The sequence below is a fragment of the Lascolabacillus sp. genome, assembly GCF_028696275.1.
GTDB classification, from domain to species: domain Bacteria; phylum Bacteroidota; class Bacteroidia; order Bacteroidales; family Dysgonomonadaceae; genus Proteiniphilum; species Proteiniphilum massiliensis.
Genome location: NZ_JAQVHI010000032.1, coordinates 1 through 24,582, shown reverse-complemented (window position 1 = coordinate 24,582; position 24,582 = coordinate 1). Strand labels below are relative to the sequence as shown.

General features: G+C 35.2%; 18 protein-coding genes. 15 read left to right on the top strand and 3 right to left on the bottom strand.

Annotated elements, in window-relative coordinates; all coding sequences use genetic code 11:
• Positions 1-414 precede the first annotated feature (414 nt).
• The 10 genes from PHO43_RS08020 (at position 415) to tdh (ending at position 15,088) form a co-directional block, all read left to right on the top strand.
• Complete coding sequence (locus tag PHO43_RS08020) at positions 415-2,892, top strand: endonuclease MutS2 (RefSeq protein WP_045089503.1); 2,478 nt, start codon at positions 415-417, stop codon at positions 2,890-2,892.
• An 86-nt stretch (positions 2,893-2,978) separates the two neighbouring features.
• A complete protein-coding gene (locus tag PHO43_RS08015) occupies positions 2,979-4,361 on the top strand; it encodes an MFS transporter (RefSeq protein WP_288011843.1) in 1,383 nt (460 codons plus the stop codon).
• Positions 4,362-4,393: 32 nt separating this feature from the next.
• Positions 4,394-6,385, top strand: coding sequence for a glucosamine-6-phosphate deaminase (locus PHO43_RS08010; RefSeq protein WP_288011841.1), 1,992 nt, complete (start codon positions 4,394-4,396; stop codon positions 6,383-6,385).
• A 171-nt stretch (positions 6,386-6,556) separates the two neighbouring features.
• Positions 6,557-6,943 carry an START-like domain-containing protein gene (locus PHO43_RS08005; protein WP_045089506.1) on the top strand — a complete coding sequence of 129 codons (387 nt, stop codon included), beginning with the start codon at positions 6,557-6,559 and terminating at the stop codon, positions 6,941-6,943.
• A 62-nt stretch (positions 6,944-7,005) separates the two neighbouring features.
• Complete coding sequence (locus PHO43_RS08000; protein WP_082057355.1) at positions 7,006-8,928, top strand: LptF/LptG family permease; 1,923 nt, start codon at positions 7,006-7,008, stop codon at positions 8,926-8,928.
• 12 nt (positions 8,929-8,940) lie between these two features.
• A complete protein-coding gene (locus tag PHO43_RS07995; protein ID WP_045089507.1) occupies positions 8,941-10,161 on the top strand; it encodes a bifunctional 3,4-dihydroxy-2-butanone-4-phosphate synthase/GTP cyclohydrolase II in 1,221 nt (406 codons plus the stop codon).
• Positions 10,162-10,197: 36 nt separating this feature from the next.
• Positions 10,198-11,439 (top strand): glycosyltransferase family 4 protein, encoded by a 1,242-nt coding sequence (locus tag PHO43_RS07990; RefSeq protein WP_288011840.1) that lies wholly within the window; start codon positions 10,198-10,200, stop codon positions 11,437-11,439.
• Positions 11,440-11,447: 8 nt separating this feature from the next.
• Positions 11,448-12,809: a DNA recombination protein RmuC gene (locus PHO43_RS07985; protein WP_288011838.1), complete on the top strand. Its 1,362-nt coding sequence runs from the start codon at positions 11,448-11,450 to the stop codon at positions 12,807-12,809.
• Between the two features lie 61 nt (positions 12,810-12,870).
• A complete protein-coding gene (kbl, locus tag PHO43_RS07980) occupies positions 12,871-14,061 on the top strand; it encodes a glycine C-acetyltransferase (RefSeq protein WP_288011836.1) in 1,191 nt (396 codons plus the stop codon).
• Position 14,062: 1 nt separating this feature from the next.
• Entirely contained in the window at positions 14,063-15,088 is a 1,026-nt protein-coding gene (gene tdh / locus PHO43_RS07975) for an L-threonine 3-dehydrogenase (protein ID WP_045089511.1), read from the top strand.
• Here tdh and PHO43_RS07970 read toward each other — a convergent pair.
• On the bottom strand, positions 15,069-15,911 hold the full coding sequence (locus PHO43_RS07970; protein WP_288009920.1) for a DUF4230 domain-containing protein: 843 nt from the start codon (positions 15,909-15,911) through the stop codon (positions 15,069-15,071). The two genes, tdh and PHO43_RS07970, sit on opposite strands and share 20 nt — an antisense overlap.
• Before the next feature lie 145 nt (positions 15,912-16,056).
• Between PHO43_RS07970 and PHO43_RS07965 the strand changes: the two genes are divergently transcribed.
• Entirely contained in the window at positions 16,057-16,545 is a 489-nt protein-coding gene (locus PHO43_RS07965; protein WP_288011834.1) for a SixA phosphatase family protein, read from the top strand.
• A gap of 8 nt (positions 16,546-16,553) precedes the next feature.
• Here the strand turns inward: PHO43_RS07965 and PHO43_RS07960 are convergent, their stop codons facing one another.
• Complete coding sequence (locus tag PHO43_RS07960; RefSeq protein WP_288009924.1) at positions 16,554-17,738, bottom strand: YeiH family protein; 1,185 nt, start codon at positions 17,736-17,738, stop codon at positions 16,554-16,556.
• Positions 17,739-18,004: 266 nt separating this feature from the next.
• Between PHO43_RS07960 and PHO43_RS07955 the strand changes: the two genes are divergently transcribed.
• Genes PHO43_RS07955 through PHO43_RS07945 form a run of 3 tightly spaced genes read left to right on the top strand, consistent with a single transcriptional unit; the run spans position 18,005 to position 22,646 of the window.
• Positions 18,005-20,839: a TonB-dependent receptor gene (locus PHO43_RS07955; RefSeq protein WP_288011832.1), complete on the top strand. Its 2,835-nt coding sequence runs from the start codon at positions 18,005-18,007 to the stop codon at positions 20,837-20,839.
• 18 nt (positions 20,840-20,857) lie between these two features.
• Complete coding sequence (locus tag PHO43_RS07950; protein WP_288011830.1) at positions 20,858-21,961, top strand: sensor histidine kinase; 1,104 nt, start codon at positions 20,858-20,860, stop codon at positions 21,959-21,961.
• The gene (locus tag PHO43_RS07945; protein ID WP_045089516.1) at positions 21,930-22,646 is read left to right on the top strand and encodes a LytR/AlgR family response regulator transcription factor; all 717 of its coding nucleotides are present in this window, start codon (positions 21,930-21,932) and stop codon (positions 22,644-22,646) included. The genes PHO43_RS07950 and PHO43_RS07945 overlap by 32 nt, the downstream gene beginning before the upstream one ends.
• Before the next feature lie 74 nt (positions 22,647-22,720).
• Here PHO43_RS07945 and PHO43_RS07940 read toward each other — a convergent pair whose 3' ends face one another.
• A complete protein-coding gene (locus PHO43_RS07940; protein WP_045089517.1) occupies positions 22,721-23,194 on the bottom strand; it encodes a Dps family protein in 474 nt (157 codons plus the stop codon).
• A gap of 342 nt (positions 23,195-23,536) precedes the next feature.
• Between PHO43_RS07940 and PHO43_RS07935 the strand changes: the two genes are divergently transcribed.
• Positions 23,537-24,582: Sb-PDE family phosphodiesterase (locus PHO43_RS07935; RefSeq protein ID WP_288011827.1), on the top strand; the 1,046-nt coding region annotated here is incomplete at its 3' end.

Below are 24,582 nucleotides of genomic sequence, written 5' to 3'. Positions count from 1 at the left end.
GACCTCATGATTATGAATCATGCGCTCTAACCAACTGAGCTATCTCGCCAAATTTGAAGTGCAAAAGTAGTACAACTTTTTAATTTTGCCAAATCAAAACGCAACATTATTTACCTGATATTTGCTGATAATTGGATTTCAGATCATAAAACTTTTGATATTAGCATGTTGTAGATAGTGATTTTATAGTCATAAAACAACTGACAATTGCTTATAAGTAGTTTATTAACGGTATATAACTATATGTAGTTGCTATAAGCCGGTAATAAGCGGATAATATACATATGATATACAGAATACGAATGAAACCTTTATAATTGATACTTCAGTAGTTAAACTAATCTTTGTTTTTCGTTTAAATATTGTAATTTTGCGTGTTTAGAAAAGCTTGAAACTGTATTAGTTATTATAACTGTGATATATCCTGATAATTTTGAACAAAAAATAGACTTTCAGAAGATTCGTCAGCTGATTGCTGATCGATGTTTTAGTCCCCTCGGAAAAGAGAAAGTGGAAGAAATGAAATTTTCTTCCGACTTTGATGAGATATTGGAAAAACTGTTACAGACGGAAGAGTTTGTAAAGATAAAAGAGGAAGAGGATAACTTTCCTGTTGATAGTTTTTTTGATATGAGGCCGGTGTTAAGAAGAATCAGGATTGAAGGTTCTTGGATAGACCAGAACGCACTTTTTGAATTGCGTCGATCTCTGCAAACAATTAACGGGATAGTGGCTTTTCTAAAGAGAGAAGAAGATAAGGATCCTAAGTATCCACATTTGCTGGGACTAACAGAAGGTATTGTTACATATCCTGAAATTACTAAAAAAATTGATCAGATTCTTGATGGATTCGGTCAAATAAAAGATCACGCATCAACTCGATTATCAGAAATAAGACGTGAACTCACAACTACAATTAATGGAATTTCCAGAAGCCTTAATTCCATAATGCGAAAGGCTCAGGCAGAGGGCTTTGTTGATAAAGATGTTACACCGAGTATGCGTGATGGCCGACTTGTTATTCCTGTGAATCCATCACATAAAAGGAAAATAAAAGGAATTGTTCATGACGAATCTGCTTCAGGTAAGACAGTATTTATTGAACCTTCGGAAGTTGTAGAGGCAAATAACCGTATCAGAGAACTCGAGAGTGAGGAGAGAAGAGAGATAATTAAAATTCTTACTGAGTTTACTAATTACCTAAGACCATTTTTGCCTGAATTGCTTGAATCGTATGAATTTTTAGCTAAGATAGATTTTATACAGGCTAAAGCCTCTTTTTCACTATATATTGGAGGAATAATGCCATCTATTGAAAATTCTCAAAAAATCGATTGGGTGCAAGCCGTACATCCATTGCTTGATCTGGCACTTAAGAAGCAAAACAGGAAAATTGTTCCACTTGATATAACACTTGAAAACCAAAACAGAATACTTGTTATTTCAGGCCCAAATGCAGGTGGTAAGTCGGTATGCCTTAAAACTGTAGGTATGCTCCAGTATATGGTTCAATGTGGTCTGCTGATCCCCTTAAAAGAGAATTCAAGAGTGGGTGTCTTTGAAGATATTTTTATTGACATAGGTGATGAGCAGTCAATTGAAAATGATCTATCCACTTATAGCTCTCATCTAATGAATATGAAATTCTTCGAAAGGAGATGCAATGATAAATCGCTATTACTGATTGATGAATTTGGTAGCGGCACAGAGCCTCAAATAGGTGCAGCAATTGCTGAGGCCCTCCTTGACAGGTTTAACCGTAAAAAATCTTTTGGAATAATAACTACTCACTATCAAAACCTTAAACATTTTGCAAATGAGCATGAAGGAGTAGTTAATGGTGCCATGCTTTATGATCGTCATGAGATGAAACCACTCTTCAGACTTACAATTGGTAATCCCGGTAGTTCTTTTGCTGTTGAGATAGCCCGCAATATTGGTCTCCCTGAAGATGTAATAGCTGATGCTTCTGAAATAGTAGGAAGTGAATATATCAATATGGATAAATATCTGCAGGATATTTCAAGAGACAAAAGATATTGGGAAAGAAAGCGTGATGAGATTCGTCGTGAAAATAAGAGACTAGCAGAACTATCCTCGAAATATGAAAGTAGTTTAGAGGATATTGATAAACAGAAGAAAGAGATACTGGCTCAGGCTAAGCTACAGGCAGAACAGTTGCTTGCAGAAAGTAACGCACGTATTGAAAATACTATTAAACAGATAAAGGAAGCTGCAGCTGATAAAGAGAAAACGCGACAGATTCGTAAAGAGCTCAATAGTTTCAGAGATAAAGTGGGTGATTTTGCTGATAATAATCTTCAAGTAACTAATGGTGTACCTCTATCAAAGAGCAAGTTTGAAAAAGGTAATAAAAAAACCAATAAAACGGAGAAACGAAAAAATATATCATCTTCATCAGCAGCTATTAAACATGATAAGCTTAAACCAGGTGATAATGTTCGTTTAAAAGGCCAAACGTCTATTGGTGAAATAATGGATGTATCGGGTAGGAAAGCGACAGTAGCTTTTGGTATGATAAAATCCACAGTAGATATTGAAAAACTGGATAAAGTGAGTAACAACCAGTTGAAGAAAGAGATCAAAGCTTCTAATACAGGTGATTTTATTCATGAGAAGAGACTCAATTTCAAACAGGATATAGATGTAAGAGGTATGAGAGGTGATGAAGCTTTGCAGGCAGTAATTTATTTTATTGATGATGCATTACAGTTAGGTATTTCTCGAGTTCGTGTACTTCATGGCACCGGTACAGGCGCACTGCGACAGATTATCAGAGAATATCTTGGAACTGTTAATGGTGTTGCTAATTTTCAAGACGAACATGTACAATTTGGCGGTGCCGGTATAACTGTTATTGACCTGGAGTAATTTATATGTAATTCTATGACAGATTTTATTTATCTTTGTCTGCTTAATTAAAAATATTAATATATAAACCTATAATTTATTTTTTAATGGCAAAATTTTCTAAGCCTTTTTGGGTAGCAAACTTCGTAGAACTCCTTGAACGACTGGCATATTATGCCGTTTTTATAGTTATAACGCTGTACCTTTCAAATGTGTGGGGATTCAGTGATATTGAAGCTGGTTTGATAGCCGGTTTATTCTCAGCATCACTTTATTTACTTCCTGTATTTTCTGGTGCAATAGCAGATAAAATAGGCTTCCGGTCTGCAATAATATTCGCCTTTACAATGCTTACCTTGGGGTATGCGGGGTTAGGAATATTGCCCACTATGTTAGAGAATGCCGGACTTGTTGATTATGGTATGGTGACAACATACACCGGTCTTAATGAAAGTCATTTAAGATGGTCAATCATTGCTCCGCTGGTTCTTGTTGTAATAGGCGGTGCTTTCATAAAATCAGTAATTTCCGGAACCATAGCAAGAGAAACAACACCTGAGAACAGAGCGCGTGGTTATTCAATCTTCTATATGATGGTGAATATTGGTGCATTTACTGGTAAAACTGTTGTTGATCCACTAAGAAGAAGCATGGGTGATCAGGGTCTCGTATATCTCAATTACTTCTCAGCTGCAATGACTCTACTGGCTCTTATTTCTGTATACTTCTTTTATAAATCTTCTAAAACAGAGGGTGAAGGAAAGAGTTTTGCGGAAGTCGGCCGTTCGTTTATGAAGGTTATGCTAAATGGAAGGTTACTTCTGCTAATTATTATAGTTAGTGGTTTCTGGATGATTCAGAGTCAGATGTATGCAACAATGCCTAAATATGTTATTAGACTGATAGGAGAAGATGCATCTCCAGGCTGGTATGCTAATGTTAACCCATTGGTGGTTTTCATATCTGTTAATTTTGTAACATCTCTGATGAAGAAATATAGTGCAATAAAATCAATGATGATAGGTATGCTGATAATACCTTTTTCTGCACTGTTAATGTCTTTAGGCACACAAGTTGGTGGAGATCACTTGCTTGGTTTGCATCCGGTGGCATTTATGATGGTTATAGGTATTGCATTTCAAGCTATAGCCGAGTGTTTCATTTCGCCACGTTACCTGGAGTTTTTTTCACTTCAGGCACCAAAAGGGGAAGAGGGCTTGTATCTTGGATTCAGCCATCTGCATTCCTTCTTTTCTTTCCTTTTTGCTTTTGGATTATCAGGATTCCTTCTTGATAAGTATTGTCCGGACCCACGTCTGTATACAGACGAAGCAGGAGTGTTAGATACACTGAGTTATGCTGCTGCTACACAACATGCACATTATATATGGTATGTTTTTGTAGGTATCGGATTGATTTCTGCAATAGCTCTGTACATTTATGGCAGAGTTACAAAGAATATCGATAGTAAAAAGGAAAATGTAATATAAGTAATGGTATCATTTAAAAATCAAAAAGTATTATGAGATTAGATCTTAGTTCAAAAATTACTCTTGAGCGTGTCCCAAAGAAGTACTACAAACCTGATAACGACTTTGAGGAGTATAATCTGGCACGCTATGAAAAGCTTCCTGTAGCTATTTACGAAGAGCCTAAAAGAGCTGCTAAAAAGATAGCCAATGAAATTTCCAGGGAGTTAAAACAATCGCAGAAAGAGGGAAAACAGTTTGTACTTGGAATTAGTGGAGGTACTTCAACAGCACCTGTTTATGAAGAGCTGGTTAAATTACACAAGGAGGAGGGGCTTAGTTTTAAAAATGTTGTAATTTTTAATACTTATGAGTTCTATCCTGTTATGGATTTCTCTTATAGTAACTTGCAGATGTTAAAAGAATCTTTCTTAAACAAGATTGATGTAGATCCGGAAAATATTTACTCACCTGATGCCACAGTAGAAAAAGATCTGATTTCTGAGAATTGCGAAAAGTTTGAGAATAATCTGAAAGAAAAAGGTGGATTGGATTATCTGATTCTTGGATTAGGTACTAAAGGAAATGTTGGCTTTAATATGCCAGGTAGCAGTTTGCATTCACAAACCAGATTAGTAATGCTCGATGGTGATTCAAGATCTGATATATCAAGGAATTTTGGATCATTGGATAAGGTTCCGGTAAGTGCAATCACTATGGGTCTTTCTGATATGCTGGCAGCCAAGAAAATTTCTTTAGTAGCATGGGGAGAACAGAAATCTGAAAGTATCAGAGATATAGTGGAAGGACCGGTAACTGATTTGATTCCTGGTTCAGTATTACAGACACATGCTGAGGCTGTAATATATGTTGATCTTGCAGCTGCATCTGAACTTACAAGAATTAGCCGCCCGTGGTTAGTAACAAACTGTGAGTGGGATAGTAAGCTTATCCGCAGAGCTATAGTGTGGTTGTGCCAGGTAGTTGATAAGCCAATACTGAAGCTTACAAACAAGGATTACAATGACAATGGACTGAGTGAGCTGATAACATTATATGGTTCTGCTTACAACGTAAATATCAAAATATTCAATGATCTTCAGCACACTATCACAGGATGGCCTGGTGGTAAACCCGATGCTGATGATACTTATCGTCCTGAAAGAGCAAATCCATATCCTAAGAGAGTTATAATTTTTAGTCCACATCCTGATGATGATGTTATATCAATGGGTGGTACTTTTCAGAGGTTAGTTAACCAGGGTCATGAAGTGCATGTTGCATATCAAACATCAGGTAATATAGCTGTAGGTGATGAAGAGGTAATACGTTATACATCTGTATTGCGTAGTATGCTGAAGAAATTTGACCCTGACAACACCAAAATGTTGCAGAAATATGATGAGATACGTAAATTTCTTCTAAAAGATAAGAAGAAAGATGATATGGATACTGCTGATATACTGTTTATTAAAGGTAGAATACGCAGGGAAGAAGCACGTTCTGCCGATAGATATGTAGGTTTATCTGAAGAAAATGTTCACTTTCTTGACCTACCATTCTATGAAACAGGAACTGTAAAAAAGAATCCAATTTCAGAGAAGGATGTGAATATTGTTAAGGACTTTATTGAAACAATCAAACCTCATCAGATATATGTTGCAGGAGACCTTGCAGATCCTCATGGAACTCATAAAGTTTGTTTGGATGCCATCCTTGCAGCGATTGATATATTAAAAGATGAAGATTGGTATAAAGACTGCAGAATATGGATGTATCGTGGTGCATGGATGGAGTGGGAGATTGACTATATTGAAATGGCTGTACCACTTTCACCGGAAGAGCTACGTCAGAAAAGAAATTCAATACTTCAGCACCAATCTCAGATGGAGGGAGCTCCATTCCTTGGAGATGATGAAAGACTGTTCTGGCAACGTTCTGAAGACAGAAATAGAGCTACTGCGGATCTATATTGGAAACTGGGTCTTGCCTCCTACGAAGCGATAGAAGCTTTTGTAGAGTATATTCCAATTCAGGACAACTAAACAAAATTACAAGAATATATTTATTCTTTAAAATACTTAAAATAAAGGGTGAATCAATTAGTGGTTCACCCTTTATTATTTATATATAGCTATAGATAATCTAAAATTAGTTCATTAATGAGAAAAAAATGAAAAAAAGTTGTATATTGTGTCTCAATTACAATTTGATTCATGTTACAAGAAAAATTCCATATCGAGTTTCTCATGGGAAACGCCACCCAGAGTAGCTTATGGCGTATGATTAGCCAAATAGACGGTCTATCAGAATGGTTTGCCGATGATGTAACAATGGACGAAACCGAATCTATCTATACCTTTACGTGGGGCAAGAGCCAGAGTCAGGCTGAAATCATTCAGATAAAACCACAAACTAACATCAGATACAGATGGTTAGATGACGATGAAGATGTCTATTTTGAATTTAGACTAAGAAAACTTGACCTTTCGGGTGAAATGACACTTGAGATAACTGATTTTGCCGAACCTGACGAAAAGGGGGATTCCATTATCTTATGGGAATCTCAAATTGAAGAAATGAAGAGAAGGCTTGGAGTATAGAAATCCATACGTTTTTATTATCTTTGCCGTATAGTTAAACGTGACTCATTATTGCCTGATCAATGAGAAAAGATTTCCATATAAAGAGGTTATACAGTTATATTTTAAAGACTTTTATTCCTATATTCCTGATGACGTTTGCAATATGCCTTTTTTTGGTGTTAATGCAATTTTTATGGAAATATATAGAAGACATGGTTGGTAAGGGTCTTGGTCTGAATGTCCTGGGTGAAATGTTCTTATATGCTGCACTTAACCTTATTCCTCTTGCACTTCCACTTTCAATTCTGTTGGCATCACTTATGGTTTTCGGGAATATGGGTGAAAACCTGGAACTACTTGCCATAAAATCAGCAGGTATACCTTTGCTAGGCATTATGAAACCACTGATTATATTGGTTTTTTGTATTAGCATAGGGGCATTTTTCTTTCAGAATAATGCTATACCCATAATACAGACAAAATTTTACTCTCTATTAATATCTATCAGACAGGCATCTCCTGCTCTTGATATTCCTGAAAAAGTTTTTTATAAAGATATTCCTGGTTATAATCTTTATGTAGAGCGTAAAGATCAGAAAACCGGTATGTTGCATGAAGTAATGATTTATGATATTGCCAGTGGTTTCAACAATATGAGAGTTATTGTTTGTGACTCTGCTGAAATGAGCAGCTCGGAAGACAAAACAATGGTGATCTTTACAATGCATAATGGACAGCAATTTCAAAACTCCAATCAGGGAAGGAGTTCAAGATATGATCAGGATTTTGTACCTTACTCTAGAGAGAGTTTCAGTAAAAAGACAATGTTAATCCCATACGATGCCAATTTTTCACGAATGGGTGAGGATGTTATCGAGGGAAGTTCTACAAGTAACTATGTGTCAAAGAACTTATCTGAGTTATCTTCTTCAATAGACTCAATGGAACTTGTAATGGATAGCGTCAATAGAGTGGATAGGAACATGATGAAAAATTATTCCTATTTATCATTTAGAAACAGTTATCCAAAGGAACTTAAAGATTCAATAATAAATACAGCTGTCAGTCCTGAAATTATTGTTCCATCCCCTGATACTTTATTCGTTTCCAAAGAACCTCACGAACAATCTTCAATTTTGCAAGGGGCTGTAACAAAAGCAGAAAATAATAGTAATGAATTTCTATTCAGATCATTAAATAAAACAACAACGCAGAAAACAATTAATAGGCACTGGGTAGAGTGGCATAGAAAATTCACTATGCCTTTTACATGTTTGATTTTCTTTTTTATAGGTGCACCACTTGGTTCAATTGTTAGAAAAGGAGGTTTAGGTACTCCCATTGTTATATCAGTAATTCTATTTATTATTTACTATATTGTGGAAAATGTAGGTTATAAGATGACACGTGACGGGGTATGGGCACATTGGTTTGGAATGTGGTTCAGCTCATTTATTCTGCTACCAATTGGAGTATTCCTTACATATAAAGCAATGAATGATTCAGTTATACTGAATGTAGACACATATTCAACCATTATCAAAAGGTTCTTTTTTATAAGAGAAAAAAGGAAATATCCTGTCAAAAGTGTTATAATTGAAACACCTAAATATGATGAGATCGCAGTATCTCTAAATGAGTTGACGAATGATATTGATTCATTTTTCAATAATCAGTTACCGTTAACTTATAAAAAATACTGGACTGATGAATCGTATGATAAAGAACTTTTATCTATTAAAACTAAATTAGAGATTATACTAAATAATATTTCAAATTCCAGAAAACCGGAAGTTTTATCTAAAGCAGAAGAATTTCCTGTACTGATAAAGAATGCTCGTCTTTTCGATACAGGATCTGCACTTTCAAAAGTTTGTATGTATCTATTTCCGGTAGGAATTATTTTAAGACTCCTTTCTATTCCGTTTGAATTGAGAATAAAGAGAGATTTACAAGAAATCAAGCGGTTAAACAGGGAGTTGATTACAATAGCAACAGCATAAAAGATTTTTAATATGCAAGAAGAATTTAAGTTAGACACCATCGAGGAAGCCATAGAAGAAATCCGTAAAGGTAATTTTATAATTGTGGTTGACGATGAAGATAGAGAAAATGAGGGCGATTTAGTTATCGCTGCTGAATGCATAACTCCTGAAAAAGTAAACTTTCTGGAAACTCATGCAAGAGGATTAATTTGTGCACCAATAACAAAAGAAAGAGCCGAAGAGCTTGAGTTACCTCTGATGGTAACTCAGAATACATCGGTGCATGCAACACCATTTACTGTTTCGATAGACCTGTTGACTCATGGTTGTACTACAGGTATTTCAGCATACGACAGAGCTCAAACAATACTGGCGCTAACACGCAAAGAAACTGCACCTGAAGATTTTGGTCGCCCCGGCCACATATTCCCTCTAAGAGCTCAAACTAAAGGTGTATTGAGGCGTGCTGGTCATACAGAAGCTACAATAGATTTTGCACGTCTTGCCGGTTTATATCCCGCAGGTGCACTTGCTGAAATAAAAAATGAGGATGGTTCAATGGCACGTCTGCCGGAACTTATGGAGATGGCCAGGAAATTTAACTTGAAAATTGTTTCTGTTGCTGATTTGATTAAATACCGACTTAAAACGGAGTCTCTCATTGAACGTGGAGAAGCTGTACAGCTGCCAACTGAGTATGGGGAGTTCAAGATGATCCCATTTCTTCAGACTGCAACAGGACAAGAGCATGTAGCGCTTATAAAGGGAGAGTGGACTTCTGATGAATCTATTCTTGTTCGAATGCATTCTTCTTGTATGACCGGAGATATTTTTGGGTCTTACAGATGTGAATGTGGCGAACAGCTGCATAAGGCATTAGAGCTTATTGAGAAAGAGGGTAAAGGAGTGCTTGTTTACCTAAATCAGGAAGGACGTGGAATTGGCTTGATGGCTAAAGCTGCAGCATACAAGCTCCAAGAGCAGGGTTATGACACTGTTGATGCTAATCTTCATCTGGGATATCAGGCAGATGAAAGAGATTATGGAGTTGGTGCTCAGATTCTAAGAAGTCTTGAAGTTAGAAATATGCGACTGATGACCAATAATCCTAAAAAAAGAATTGGATTAGAGTCTTATGGTCTGAAGGTTGTTGAAAATGTACCACTTGAGATAACTCCAAATAAGTATAACCATTTTTATATGGAGACTAAAAAAAAGAAAATGGGACATGTTTTAAAAAATATAAAGTAGTTCTTCATGATTTAGATTCTATAACCCTGTTTTACAATGGATAAAAAAATCAAAGTGCTTTGGATGGGTGCAGGATATTTTACCGATAAAAAACCTGATGCAACAGGAACATGGTCTCACTCCATGGCAAATGAACTGGTTAAGTCGGGTGAAATAGAGCTCTACAACATAACTCAATCAGCAGTTAAAAGCACCCTAAGAGAAGATTTTTCATCCATAACACAATGGGTAATTCCTTCATCAAAATTAAATAGAAGTGGTCTCCCAAGTAAATCAATCATAAGAGATATTGTGAAAATTACTGCTGAGGTAAAACCTGATATTATACATATATGGGGAGTAGAGTCTTTTTGGGGATTGCTTAAAGCCCGTAATTTAATCTCTGGCAAAGTGATACTCGAGATACAGGGATTGAAATCTGAGATTCATAAGTATTTTTATACAGCATTGACCTATAAAGATATAATTGCATCTTTTGGTTTGAGGGAACTTATTAAATCTTCTGATTCAATTATAAGTCAGAAAAGATCATTTAAAAGATGGGGTAAATTTGAAAAAGAGATTATAAGAAACCACTTTTTTATAACCACTCAGTCGGATTGGGTCAGGAGCCATATAAGGAACATCAATAAAGATGCAAAATTGTATGAAACAAAGATGTTGCTTAGAGAAGAATTCAAAAATGCAGAAAAGTGGAACTACGACTCTTGTATACCTTATTCATTGTTTACAACTTTCTCTTCCATTGTTTCATATAAGGGTTTGCATGTATTGATTGATGCAATTGCTATCCTAAAGAAGGATTTCCCGTCAATTAAACTCAATATTGCAGGAAGTACTGGTCGACAAGGTATCTTGGGATATGGTTATTATAACTGGATAAAAAAGAGAATTAATAAGTTAGGGATTAAAGATAGTGTCAACTGGTTAGGCCCGCTGAAAGCAGACGAAATAGTGAAAAATCTGCGTGATGCAAACGTAAATGTTGTTCCATCTTTTGTGGAGTCATACTGTATGGCACTGGATGAAGCAATTCATGTAGGAACACCTACCGTAGCATCATTTGCGGGAGCTATGCCAGAGTTGGGTAAACACAAGGAAACAGTATATTATTTCCAGTCAGGGGATCCTATTATGTGTGCAGATGCAATAGCTTCATTTTTTAAAAACAGGGCATTTTCAGAGAATGTTTCAGAGAATGCATATAAAAGCAGAAGTGCCAACTCTGATAAATGTAGCCTGCAGTTAGAAATTTATAGAGATGTTCTAAATAAATAAAGCATAGAGTGTATTATTATCTTATTATTGGATTAGCGATAGGTGGGGTATTTTCCTGGATAATTGCTTCTTTGGTTATCAAGTCAAAAACTGTTTCTAAAAGAAGTTATGAAGAGTTAACCGAAAAGAATATCTCTCTTAGAACTGACTTAATTGTATCAAATGAAAGACTCTCAGATATGGAGAGTGAGGTTGAACGTTACAGACTTGAACTTAAAAATATATCAAAAGAGTACAATGAGATAAATAGTCTACTTGCATCAACCATAGCTGATAATAATTCTTTGCAGGAGAAACTGGAAAATCAGAAAATTGAAATATCAGAATTACACAAACAATTTAATCTTGAGTTTGAAAATATAGCTTCAAGAATTCTTGAAGAGAAAACGGAAAAGTTTACAAATATCAATCGTCTGAACCTGGATTCAATACTGAAACCATTTGGAGAAAATATTGATTCTTTCCGTAAGAAAATAGAGGATGTTTATTTAAATGAATCACGTGAACGCTTTTCTCTTGGCCAGGAACTTAAAAATCTGAAGGAAATGAATGATCGTTTGAGTAATGAGGCAAACAATCTTACTCTTGCTCTAAGAGGTAATTCAAAAGTTCAAGGTGATTGGGGAGAATTGATTCTGGAAAATATACTTGAAGGGTCAGGATTAGTAAAAGGTCGCGAATATTTCATTCAAGAACATCTCAGGGATGATGATGGTAAGGTAATTATAAGTAGTGAGGGTGCAAGGATGAAGCCTGATGTGATAATATCATATCCAGATGATAGAAAAGTAATTATTGACTCTAAAGTATCTCTGACTGCTTATTCAAACTATATCGGGACAAATAATCCTGATGAACAAAAGATGTTTGTGAAGGATCATTTAAGATCAGTTAGAAAACATATTGATGAACTGAGCAGTAAAAGCTACCATGAATATGCATCTACACTTGATTTCGTTATGATGTTTATCCCTAATGAACCTGCATATATACTAGCGTTGCAGCACGAAGAAAATTTGTGGCAGTATGCTTATGAAAAAAATATTCTGTTAATCAGTCCAACCAATCTTATCGCTGCACTAAAATTGATTGCTGATTTATGGAAACGGGAATACCAAAATAGGAATGCACTGGAGATTGCAGAAAGGGGAGCAGCACTTTATGATAAATTTGTCAATTTTGTATCCTCTCTTTCTGAAATAGATAATCATCTAAGCAGAGCACAACGGAGTTATGATAAAGCTTACTCACAACTAAAAACTGGTGGTGGTAATCTAATTAGTCAGGCAGAAAAACTGAGAGAATTAGGGCTGAAAACCAAGAAAACATTACCCACATCAATTGTAGAAGAGAGTAAACAGTTAGATTAGATTAGAGATAAATGACAATAAAAAAAATATTTACAGGCATATAACTTATTAAAACATTGATATGTACGGAAAAATACAACAACACCTGCAAGAAGAATTAAATAATATCAAAGAAGCAGGACTTTACAAAAATGAGAGGATAATAGTAACTCCTCAACGAGCAGAGATTAAAGTTAATTCAGGACAAAATGTTCTAAACTTCTGTGCTAATAATTATTTGGGACTTTCTAATCATCCACGACTTATATCAGCTGCCAAAAAGGCTTTGGATGAGCGTGGATACGGGATGTCATCAGTACGTTTCATCTGTGGTACACAAGATTATCATAAGGAGCTGGAAAATACAATTAGCAGATTCTTTCATACTGAAGATACAATTTTATATGCATCTTGCTTCGATGCTAACGGTGGGGTGTTTGAACCTCTTTTCACTGAAGAGGATGCAATTATTTCAGACGCTTTAAACCACGCATCAATTATTGATGGAGTAAGGCTTTGCAAGGCAAAGAGATACCGTTATGCAAATGCTGATATGACTGACTTGGAAGAAAAGCTTAAAGAGGCTCAGTCACAGCGCTTCAGAATTATTGTTACGGATGGTGTATTTTCAATGGATGGTAATCAGGCACCTTTGGATAAAATACTTGAACTTGCAAAAAAATATGATGCATTGGTTATGGTTGATGAGAGTCACTCGGCAGGAGTAGTTGGAAGAACCGGTAAAGGTGTATCTGAACTGTATAATGTATTAGGAGAAGTTGATATAATCACAGGTACCCTGGGTAAAGCTTTTGGAGGTGCAATTGGCGGATTTACAACTGGTAGAAAGGAGATAATTGATATGTTAAGACAGCGATCACGTCCATACCTGTTTTCCAACTCAATCCCTCCCATGGTTGCTGCCTCAGGAGTAGAAGCTTTCAATATGCTTGAAGAAACTAATGAACTACAAGATAAACTTCATGAGAATGTAGAATATTTCGTTTCTAAAATGAAAGAAGCTAAATTTGATATTAAACCTACACAATCTGCTATTTGTGCTGTAATGTTATATGATGCAAAGCTATCACAACAGTTTGCAGAGGAGCTTTTAGAAGAGGGAATCTATGTTATAGGTTTTTATTATCCGGTAGTGCCTAAAGGTGAGGCACGAATTCGTGTTCAGTTGTCCGCAGGTCATGAAAGAGAACATCTTGATAAAGCTATCGAAGCCTTTATTAAAGTAGGTAAAAAACTAAATGTAATAGAATAATATGAAAGCACTTGTTAAACTACGTCCTGAAAAGGGTATATGGATGGAAGAAGTACCCATTCCATCATTTGGTGTAAACGATGTATTGATCAAAATAAAGAAAACATCAATTTGTGGAACCGACCTTCATATTTATAAATGGGATGAATGGTCACAACAAACAATCAAAACTCCTATGACAATTGGTCATGAGTATGTAGGTGAGATTGTAGATATGGGAAGCGGCGTTGAAAATCTGAAAATTGGTGACAGGGTAACGGGTGAAGGACACATTGCTTGCGGACACTGCCGTAACTGTCGACGGGGAAAGTTACATGTGTGCGAAAATACAATAGGAATAGGTGTAAACAGGGATGGTGCATTTGCGGAATATTTGTCACTACCAGCAGCTAATGTTGTAAAGCTGGATGATAGAATTTCTGATGAGATAGCATCTATAATGGACCCATTTGGTAATGCAACTCATACAGCTCTCTCTTTTCCTTTAATCGCAGAAGATGTACTTATTACAGGTGTTGGGCTTATTGGAAGTATGGCAACTGCAATTTGCAGATTTGCAGGAGCCCGTTATATTGTAGTAAGTGATTTTAGTGAATACAGATTGAATATTGCAAAGAAAATGGGAGCTACAATAGCTGTAAATCTGTCAAAAGGAGAAACGGTTGCACAGGCAGTAAAACAACTGGGTATGCGTGGTTTTGATGTAGGTCTCGAGATGTCAGGTTCTCCAGCAGGATTTAGAGAGATGATTGACAATATGTATAACGGCTCAAAAATATCAATGTTAGGTATATTGCCAAATACAACTACAGTTGATTGGAATAAGATCATCTTTAAAGCACTTACACTTAAAGGAATATATGGTCGTGAGATGTGGGAAACCTGGTATCAGATGGAACAAATGCTGATTTCTGGTCTGGATCTCTCACCTGTTATAACACATCGTTTCCATATTGATGAATATATGAAAGGATTTGAAGTAATGGAAACCGGTCAGTGTGGAAAAGTTATTCTAAGTTGGGATTAGTTCTTCCCGGTTTAAGCTTAAACAGATTTATTGCTTTATCGAGCAGATTAACCTTGTTAAGTATTGGAGGTTCAATCTGCTCGATATTTTTTTCCTCTTCCTCTGGTGGGTAAGAGTAGTCTTCTATCAAGTGACTGTTCTCAATACTCCAATTGTTTAAAGATACTACTTCACCTACTAGTAGCTTCATCTGGTCTGCAGCAATTTTTAGTAAATCACTCTGCAGAACAGTTTTTTTTACCTGTTCTTTGGCAAGGTACTGAATTTCCTGCAGGTCGTTTCTACCAATAAAGTTAAAAAGATCATCCTCAAAGTAGTAATAATTAAAATCTGTTTCAAGAGATAATACCTCAGGTTTTGGAAAACTAATTAACCTCAATACTTTTTTTTCTTCATCTATTTCCCATTGGCATTTATTTATATCATAGCCAACAAGAACTTTTGCTTTTACTATAACAAGGGCCTTTTTTGTGGATGGTATAAATTTTAGAAGCTTCTTTGTGTTCTCATAATTAAAGATCTCATTTAACTGTCCTTCAGCCACAACAATCTTAAAAACTTTTTTTATGCTTTCAACAACAGTGTGTGAAGATGTTACAGTGTTAGCAATTTTACTTTTTGTATTAATTACCCTATGAGTAAGCAATGTTATTATTATCCCTAAAATTAAGCCAAATATCAGTATGCCTAAAAAGTTACCACTTAAATTTCCACTGTTTATATAACTGGGCTTGAAGAATATCTTGTAAATAAAGCCTGCTGCTAATAATAGAAATATAATTGAAGTTATAACTATTATTGTTCTACTGGTTATTTTTCTCATAGTTTCTTAATATTACAATATTAAAGTAAAGTAATAAACTTTCGAAGATAGCGATAGTAGAGAAATAAAATAGAATCTATATGAAAAATTATTCATAATTTTGCGGTCGATTCTTTATTAATGAACTGTAACTAAACATAGGTATATGAAACAATTGATTATCTTCCGTCATGGTAAAGCAGAACAAAACACTATAGCAATTGATGATTATGATAGAGAACTGACCGAAAGAGGAAAACGTAATGCTAATGATATGGGAGCATTTATTCTTAAAAAGGCCGGAGTTCCTGATTTAATTCTTTCTTCATCAGCAAAAAGAGCGCATCAAACAGCAATAATAGCCGCAAAAAGTATTGGCTATCCAGAAAATGAAATTCAGACTGATCAAAACCTCTATTTTGCGCCTGAACGCTGGATAATGAATGTACTTTCAAAGCTTCCAGATAATATAAATAACTGCATATTTGTGGGACATAACCCAGGCTTAACTGATTTAATCAACTCATTAGGAGTACAGTTAGACAATTTACCAACTGCTTCAACCGCTTGCTTTGAATTTAATGTAGATTCCTGGCGTGAAGTTTCTACTGATCAGGCAAATTTCAAGTGGTTGAAAATTGCAAAAGAACTGTAATCTGTTTTTTAATCTTGTGAAAAAAGTACCCAGGCTACTAACAAAGTAAGTATTATGTTGAAAGTCTGAGCTGTAAGAAAAGACCAAATATATTTAGAATTCTCCTTTTTAAAGATATACCGGAAATCTGTTTCAAGTCCAATACAAATAAATGCAAGTGAGAACAGTAAACCTCTTGAACCTTTGTTTGCTATACGTGACAATTCTTTTCCGGTTTCTGCATCAAACACAAAACTGAAAACCAATGATGCTATAAGGAATCCTAGAACAAACTTAGGAAATCTGTCCCAAAGAATAGTTCCTGTAGGTCTGATTTCTGAGTTTGTTCCTCTGTATGACCAGTAGATTGATATTATAAAAGCAGCAACACCCAGAAGAACGTTTTGTGCGGACTTGATAATAACACTATACTGTTCAGCCGTTTCTCCGATAAATTTACCCGATGCTACAACTGCAGCAGTAGTATCTATTGTTCCACCAAGCCATGCGCCGGCTACTTCTTGTGAGAGCCCCATTAATTTTGCCAGATATGGAAGCAAATACATCATTGGTATTGCTACAATCAGTACAAGCGAAATAACAAATGATAGCTTTTTAGGATCACCCTTTATAGCACCACTTGTTGCAATTGCTGCAGAAACTCCGCAAATTGAAACAGAGCTTGAAAGGAGCATAGACATTTCCTTATCAATCCTGAATGCTTTGGTTGATATCCAGAAACTAAAATACCATACTGAAAATACAACTATTAATCCCTGAACCATTCCTAATGCACCCGCTTTCATAATCTCATTAAAAAGTATAGAGCTACCAAGAATAACTAGTCCGGCTTTTATATAATATTCGCTTCTAACTGCTGAAGCCATCCATTTGGGGAGGCCAATGGTATTTCTAATAAATAATCCTATCAGGACTGCAAAGAAAACCGACTCCAAACCTATGGTTTTAATTGAGCTGATATTTGCAATGTATGATGCCAGCTGAGCGAGTAAAAATATTATTATAAATGATATCAAAAATTGCCCATTGTCTTTATTACCCATAAATAAGTAACCCATATAAGAGAGTATTGCAATTATTGCAGACATTGATATATTGTTAGTCATTAAAGATGGAAGCAATATAACGAGGACCAGAATGAGTGCACCTATAATGGTTGCTACCCAATCTTCACTTTTTAATGTTTTCAGCATATATAAATTGATTAGATTAACTCAAAAAGAGTGATAAATTTATAATTTAATTAAGTTCTATATGACAAATTTATGAATTATTTACGATTTAGGAAATCTTTTGTAATTTCTTTTTGCAAATAAACAGCCATTTAACGTTTAAAACACTTTGTTGGTCGATGAATTCAAACCGTTAGTCTATTTAATTTGTTAAAAGAGGTCTCTTATGTTATTTTTGTTTCGGTTAATATTTTGAAAACTGTTTATACGGACAAGATACTATTATTATGAAAAAAATTTATTTCTTAGTTATAACCATTCTGTTATGCTCTTTTGGATTAACAGCTCAGTCGCAAATTACTCGTGGAATAACGGGAAGAATTCTTTTAGAGAATACAAATGAACCTGTTCCTCAAGCTAATATTCGTGTACTGAGACAATCTGATAGTACATTTGTTACTGGCAAGGCGTCAGAAATGGATGGTAAATTTTCTATTCCGGTAAATAATGGTTCATATATAGTTCATGTATCCTTTATAGGCTTCCATGATTTATATAAAAATGTTTCAGTTTCATCCTCAACTCCTATGGCAAACCTGGGAGATTTGGTAATGAGTGCTGATAATATCCTTTTATCTGAAACAGTAGTAACAGCTAAAGCGCCGGAAATTGTTGTAAAAGGTGACACTCTGGAATATAATGCAGATTCCTATAAAGTAACTGAAAGTGCTGTAGTAGAAGACCTATTAAAGAAAATGCCCGGTGTAGAAATAGACAGTGAAGGAAATATAACTGTTAATGGTAAATCAATTTCAAAAATATTAGTAGATGGCGAAGAGTTTTTCAGTGACGACCCAAAAGTAGCTTCAAAAAATCTACCTGCCAAGATGGTTGAAAAGTTACAGGTTCTGGAAAGGAGAACTGAAATATCTCAAATGACCGGTTTTGATGATGGAGAAGAAGAAAATGTTATAAATCTTACCGTTCGTCCGGGAATGAAAGAGGGGCTTTTTGGAAATGGATTTGCAGGATATGGAAGCAAGGATCGTTATGAGGCCAATGCTATGGTAAACTATATGAGAAATAACGACCAGTATACTATAATAGGAGGAACCAACAATACAAATAATGCAGGCTTTTCTGATTTAGGTACTGCCATGTTTGGAAGTATGGGCGGATTTGGAGGCCGTGGTGGAGGATTTGGTAGTCGTGACGGTATTACCACTTCTGCTAATATTGGTGGTAATTTTAGTAAAGATTTCACCAAGAAATTCAAGTTAGGAGGTAATGTAAGGTATGGTTATGGTGATACAGAAGTCACTTCAGAAGTATTTACACAAAACATCCTGAGTGCAGGTAATACCCTTGAAAGCGAAAGAAATACAAGAAATAATATAAGTCAGAACTTCCACATGGATTTAAGAATGGAATGGAAACCTGACACTTCAACAACAATAATTTTCAGACCAAACGTCTCATTTTATAATAACTCACGTAATGAAACCGGAAATTTCAATACAATACAGCAGATGACTGGTGACACAATCAATTTAGGTGAGTCAGTATACATGTCAGAAGGTGATGGTAATAATTTAGGTGGTAGATTAGATATGAGCCGTGAACTCGGGAAAAAGGGTAGGGTTTTAAGTGCTCAGATCAGAGGGAATATGAGCAATTCTGAGAATAGCGGTTCTAGTGAGTCAACTACAATATATTTCAGGGATCAACGCCCCTCAGACATCATTGATCAACGTTTTGTTAATACAAATGACAATAGTTCATGGAGAGGCTATCTCTCTTATGTAGAACCAATCGGTAAGAACAATTTTCTCCAGCTGGCATACCAGTACCGACAAAATAACTCAGAGTCAGACAGAGATACCAGAACTAAGGATGAGTCAGGTAACTATACTGTTCTCGATCCAACATATAGTAAAAGATTAGAGAATAGTTTCGTCAGACAGGAACTGGAGCTGAATTTCAGATCTGTCAGAGAGAAGTTCGATTATATGTTTGGTTTCTCAATGCAACCTTCTAGTTCTCACAGCAAAACATTTATCGGTGCTCAAAAGATTGATGACCTGAAACAGGATGTTATAAACTATGCACCAATGGCACAGCTGAATTATAGATGGAGTAGAAATCAAAATCTTAGAATCCGTTATTTTGGAAATACTGATCAGCCATCTGTTTCACAATTGTCACCTGTAGTTGATGTGTCTGATCCACTGAATGTTAGCTTTGGTAATCCCGATTTGAAACCCTCATTTGAACACAGACTAAATATAAACTACAGATCTTCTAATCCGGAAAAGGCAAGTTCATTTAACGCGTTTGCCAATGCAGGATATATGACAAATGATGTTGTTTCACTAACTGCTACAAATGTAGAAACAGGACGTAAGGTAAGAACTTATGAAAACATAACAGGCAACTGGAATGCAAATGGGCGTATGGTACTAAATGTTCCTCTAAAAAATATTAAGTTTTCTATATTCTCGATGTCATTCCTGAGCTATAATCATACTAATGGTTTAACTGGTACTTTTGTGCAAACTGGTGATGAAATATCACGAGATGACATCACTCCTGAAAAGAACCTTAGCAAGCGAATGAATGTAGGAGAGGTATTAGGGCTGAACTATAGATCTGATCTTTTTGACTTGGGTATCAGAGGTAATTTCAACTACAATAAGGTAAGAAACAGCCTTGAGGGTCAGCAAAATCAGGAGTATCTGAATTATGGTGGAAACGCAAATGCAACAATTTATCTCCCGTTGGATTTTACAATTGAGAGTGATATAAATTACTCCACAAATTCAGGGTACGCAGATGGATTCCAGCAAAATGAATGGTTGTGGAATGCCTCAATTCAGAAAACACTCTTTAAACAGAAGAATGGCACATTACGCTTCAAAGTATATGATATTCTGCAACAACGAAGCAATATAAATCGTAGTGTAACTTCAAACTACATAAGAGATACTACAACCAATACACTTACAAGTTATTTCATGGTACATTTTGTATATCGCTTCAATATCTTCAAAGGAGGAGCATCAAGTCAGGATATGATGCCTGGAAGAGGTGGATTTGGTCCCCCAATGCGTAGAGGAGGATAATTTAAATATATCATAAAGATGGATCAAACAATTAAAAGAAATAATCAGACAATATGGAACAGTGTATTTGTTCATGTCTTATTATGGGGAGTAATTTTCATACTCCCTTACTTCTTTATAAATGAGGAGCAGATTTTTAACTGGAAACCATTTCTAAGGTCTCTGCCTGATATGCTGGGCATAATGTTGGTTTTCTATATCAACTATTTCGTACTTATTGAAAAACTTCTCTTTAAAGGTAAGACAAAAGAGTATATTATATGTAATATTATATTAATTGTAGGTGTTACATTACTTATGTCCTATATGCCTATTTGGTTAAACAAGCTTATACCTGAAATGAGAGTGTTTAGAAGAAGACGATGGGGAGGTATCCCTGTAATGCATATAATTAGAAACTCCACTACTTTGTTTTTAATAACAGGGTTGAGTTTAGCCTTCAAAATGACTGTAAGATGGTTTGAACTTGACAATGAGAGAAAAGAATTGGCCAAAGCAAAGTCTGAAGCTGAATTACAAAATATTAAGAATCAAATAAATCCTCATTTTCTACTCAATACCTTAAATAATATTTATGCACTGATAGAGTTTGATCCTCCAAAAGCCCGAAGGGCAGTAGTGGACTTAAGTAAACTTCTCAGACATTTGCTTTATGATAATAATCAAACCTATGTTCCGCTCAAACAGGAAGCGGAGTTTTTGCGTAATTATTTAGATCTCATGTGTATACGTCTTTCAGATAATGTGGAACTTAAAGCCGACTTCTCATATTCTGAAAGCAGAAACACACTAATTCCTCCACTAATTTTTATATCTTTACTTGAGAATTCCTTTAAACATGGAATAAGTGGAGATAAATCTTCATTTATAAATGTAACATTAAAAGAGCATCCAGATGGAAAAGTTGAGTTTGTTTGCAAAAACAGCTATTTTCCAAAAAGCAAAAAGGATAAAAGTGGTAGTGGTATAGGACTTGATCTTGTTAAAAGACGTCTTGAACTTCTTTATCCAGGAAGTTATAATTGGGAAACCACAATCGAAAATGATGTTTACTCTACTGTATTGGTAATTGATTCCAAAAAACTGATGAATGATACTAAACTGTTGGATAGTCGACGATGAACCTTTGGCTCTTTCTCTATTAGAGTCATATGTGAACAGAGTTCCATTTCTTAAACTTACCGGAAAATATAGCAGCGCAATTTCTGCAATGCAGAATATAACATCTGAAAAAGTTGATGTTCTCTTTCTGGATATACAGATGCCTGGTATAAATGGAATGGATTTTGCCTATACAATCAGTGATAATACACGTGTAATATTTACTACAGCATTCAGTGAATATGCTATTGAGGGATATAGAGTAAATGCTCTTGATTACCTGCTAAAGCCCTTTTCTTTCGAGGATTTCATGATTGCAGCCAAGAAAGCACTTAATTGGTTTGAAATTAAAACGAAATCTGGTTACGATTCAGAAAGAGAAAGATCAAACGTAGGAATATTTGTGAAGTCAGAATACAAATACCTTCATGTTCTGTATAAAGATATTGATTACATTGAGGGACTCAAAGATTATGTCAAGATATACACAATTACAGATCCAAAACCTATTCTGTCACTGATGAGTCTTAAACAGCTGGAAGAGGAGTTACCTTATGATAATTTTATCCGTGTTCATCGGTCATATATTATCAACATGGAAAAAATTACAAGTATCAATAAAAACAGAATAATTATAAGCAATAAAGAAATACCGATAGGGGATACCTATCGTAAACAGTTTATGGCAATAATTGATAAAAGATAAAATATAAAAGCTCTCTAAAATTAATCAGAGAGCTTTTATTATTTTAGAAATCGACTATATAAGTCGGACATAAATTAAGAAAGTGTTGCTGCTATCATCCAAACATCTTTCTCATGTCCAGAAATCAAATCAGACACAAGTGCAACTGTACCTTCATCTTCTGCTTCAGATGCAGCATTCAGGACTTCACGTTCAAGAGCTAATAACTCTTTCAGGTAGTCAAGAACTAGCTTGAACATCTCAGTAGGATCTGTTAAAACACCGCTTTCTTTAATACTGGCAGTTTTCAGATAATCACTGAAGTTATGGGCAGGAACCCCACCAAGCATCAATATACGCTCAGCTACTTCATCAATATGATCTGCTGTTGCATCATAATACTCTTCAAATTTCTCATGAGCTCCGAAAAAGAGTGTTCCTTTCACATTCCAGTGAAATCCTCTAAGGTTTGTATAATAGAGCTGTAAGTTAGCTAATAGTTTTTGTAAACCATCTACTGTTTTCTTTGTTTTTTCAGAATCTAATTGTAAATAATCTAATGTTTTCATAATTCTTTTTTTTAATATTTTTATTTAGAGCTGTTACAAATATAACGAAAAAAGAGCTGTTTTGCAAAGGTTTTCAGGTTCAATAACAAATAGAAATAATCTATTCTATGAGTTTAGATATAGAAATAGTTATCTTGTGACGGCCCGGAACTTCTATAAGTCTATAATTCCAAAAATCTCAAAATTTCATATATCCATTTAAAATCAGAAAAAGTTCAGAGCATATACTTTATGGTATATATAATTGTAATATAATTGACTAATTAAGTTGTATATACAATTGACTTTCATTTTGAATTTCTATATTTGTAAACAGTTTTACCCACTAAAAAATAATATCATATGAAACAGAGAAATCTATTGTTAATCGGACTGCTAATTATTCCGATACTGGCTTTTGGTCAGAGACGAGAAGTTGAGGGAATGAAATACCTGGATGAGAACCGAAAACCTATCTACAGACAAAATGTATTTATTCCAAATGTTGGGGAATTTCAGGTATTGAAATGCGACTTCCACACACATACTGTTTTTTCAGATGGTCAGGTTTGGCCAACAGTACGCCATCAAGAAGTATGGGAAGAGGGATTAGATGCCTATGCCATTACTGATCATATTGAGTATACACCACACAAAGAAGATGTAAAAATAAACCCTGACCGTGGATTTCAACTTTTAAAAGAAACTGCTGAAAGGAGTAATATAATTTTAGTAAAAGGTACAGAGCTAACCAGGAATACTCCTCCGGGCCATTTTAATGCTATATATATAAACGACCCATCTGATTTTATTGAAGACAGAGCAAATGAACTAGACAGAGAAGCAGTTATGAAGGCTTTAGAACAAGATGCATTTATATTTTGGAATCACCCTGGATGGCAGCCAGGCATAGAAGGTTCTTACGAGTGGATTCCATTTGTAGATGATCTGTATAAGAATAAAGCACTGCATGGAATTGAAGTGGTAAATGGATTCGGAATTCATTTTAAAGCTCTTGACTGGTGTATTGACAAAGGGTTAACAGTAATGGGCAATACAGATATACACAATCTTACAGCACATGACTATGATTTCAGTAAAGAGTATGTACATCGTACAATGACTCTTGTTTTAGCAAGAGAACGCACTGCTGAATCAATCAGAGAAGCACTCGAAGAAGGCAGAACAGTTGCCTGGGCAAGTAAATACCTCCTGGGTAAAGAAGAGAATGTAAAAGACCTGTTTAATGCATGCGTGGAGCTGAAACCTTCGCATTATACAGAAGCCAGAAACAATGGTACTAAGATCAACTATTATGAAATAAAAAATAAAAGCGACCTTTATTTTGAACTAAACCTATCGGATGGAAATACAACCAGCCGAGTAGTGCTTTATCCAAATTCAACTCA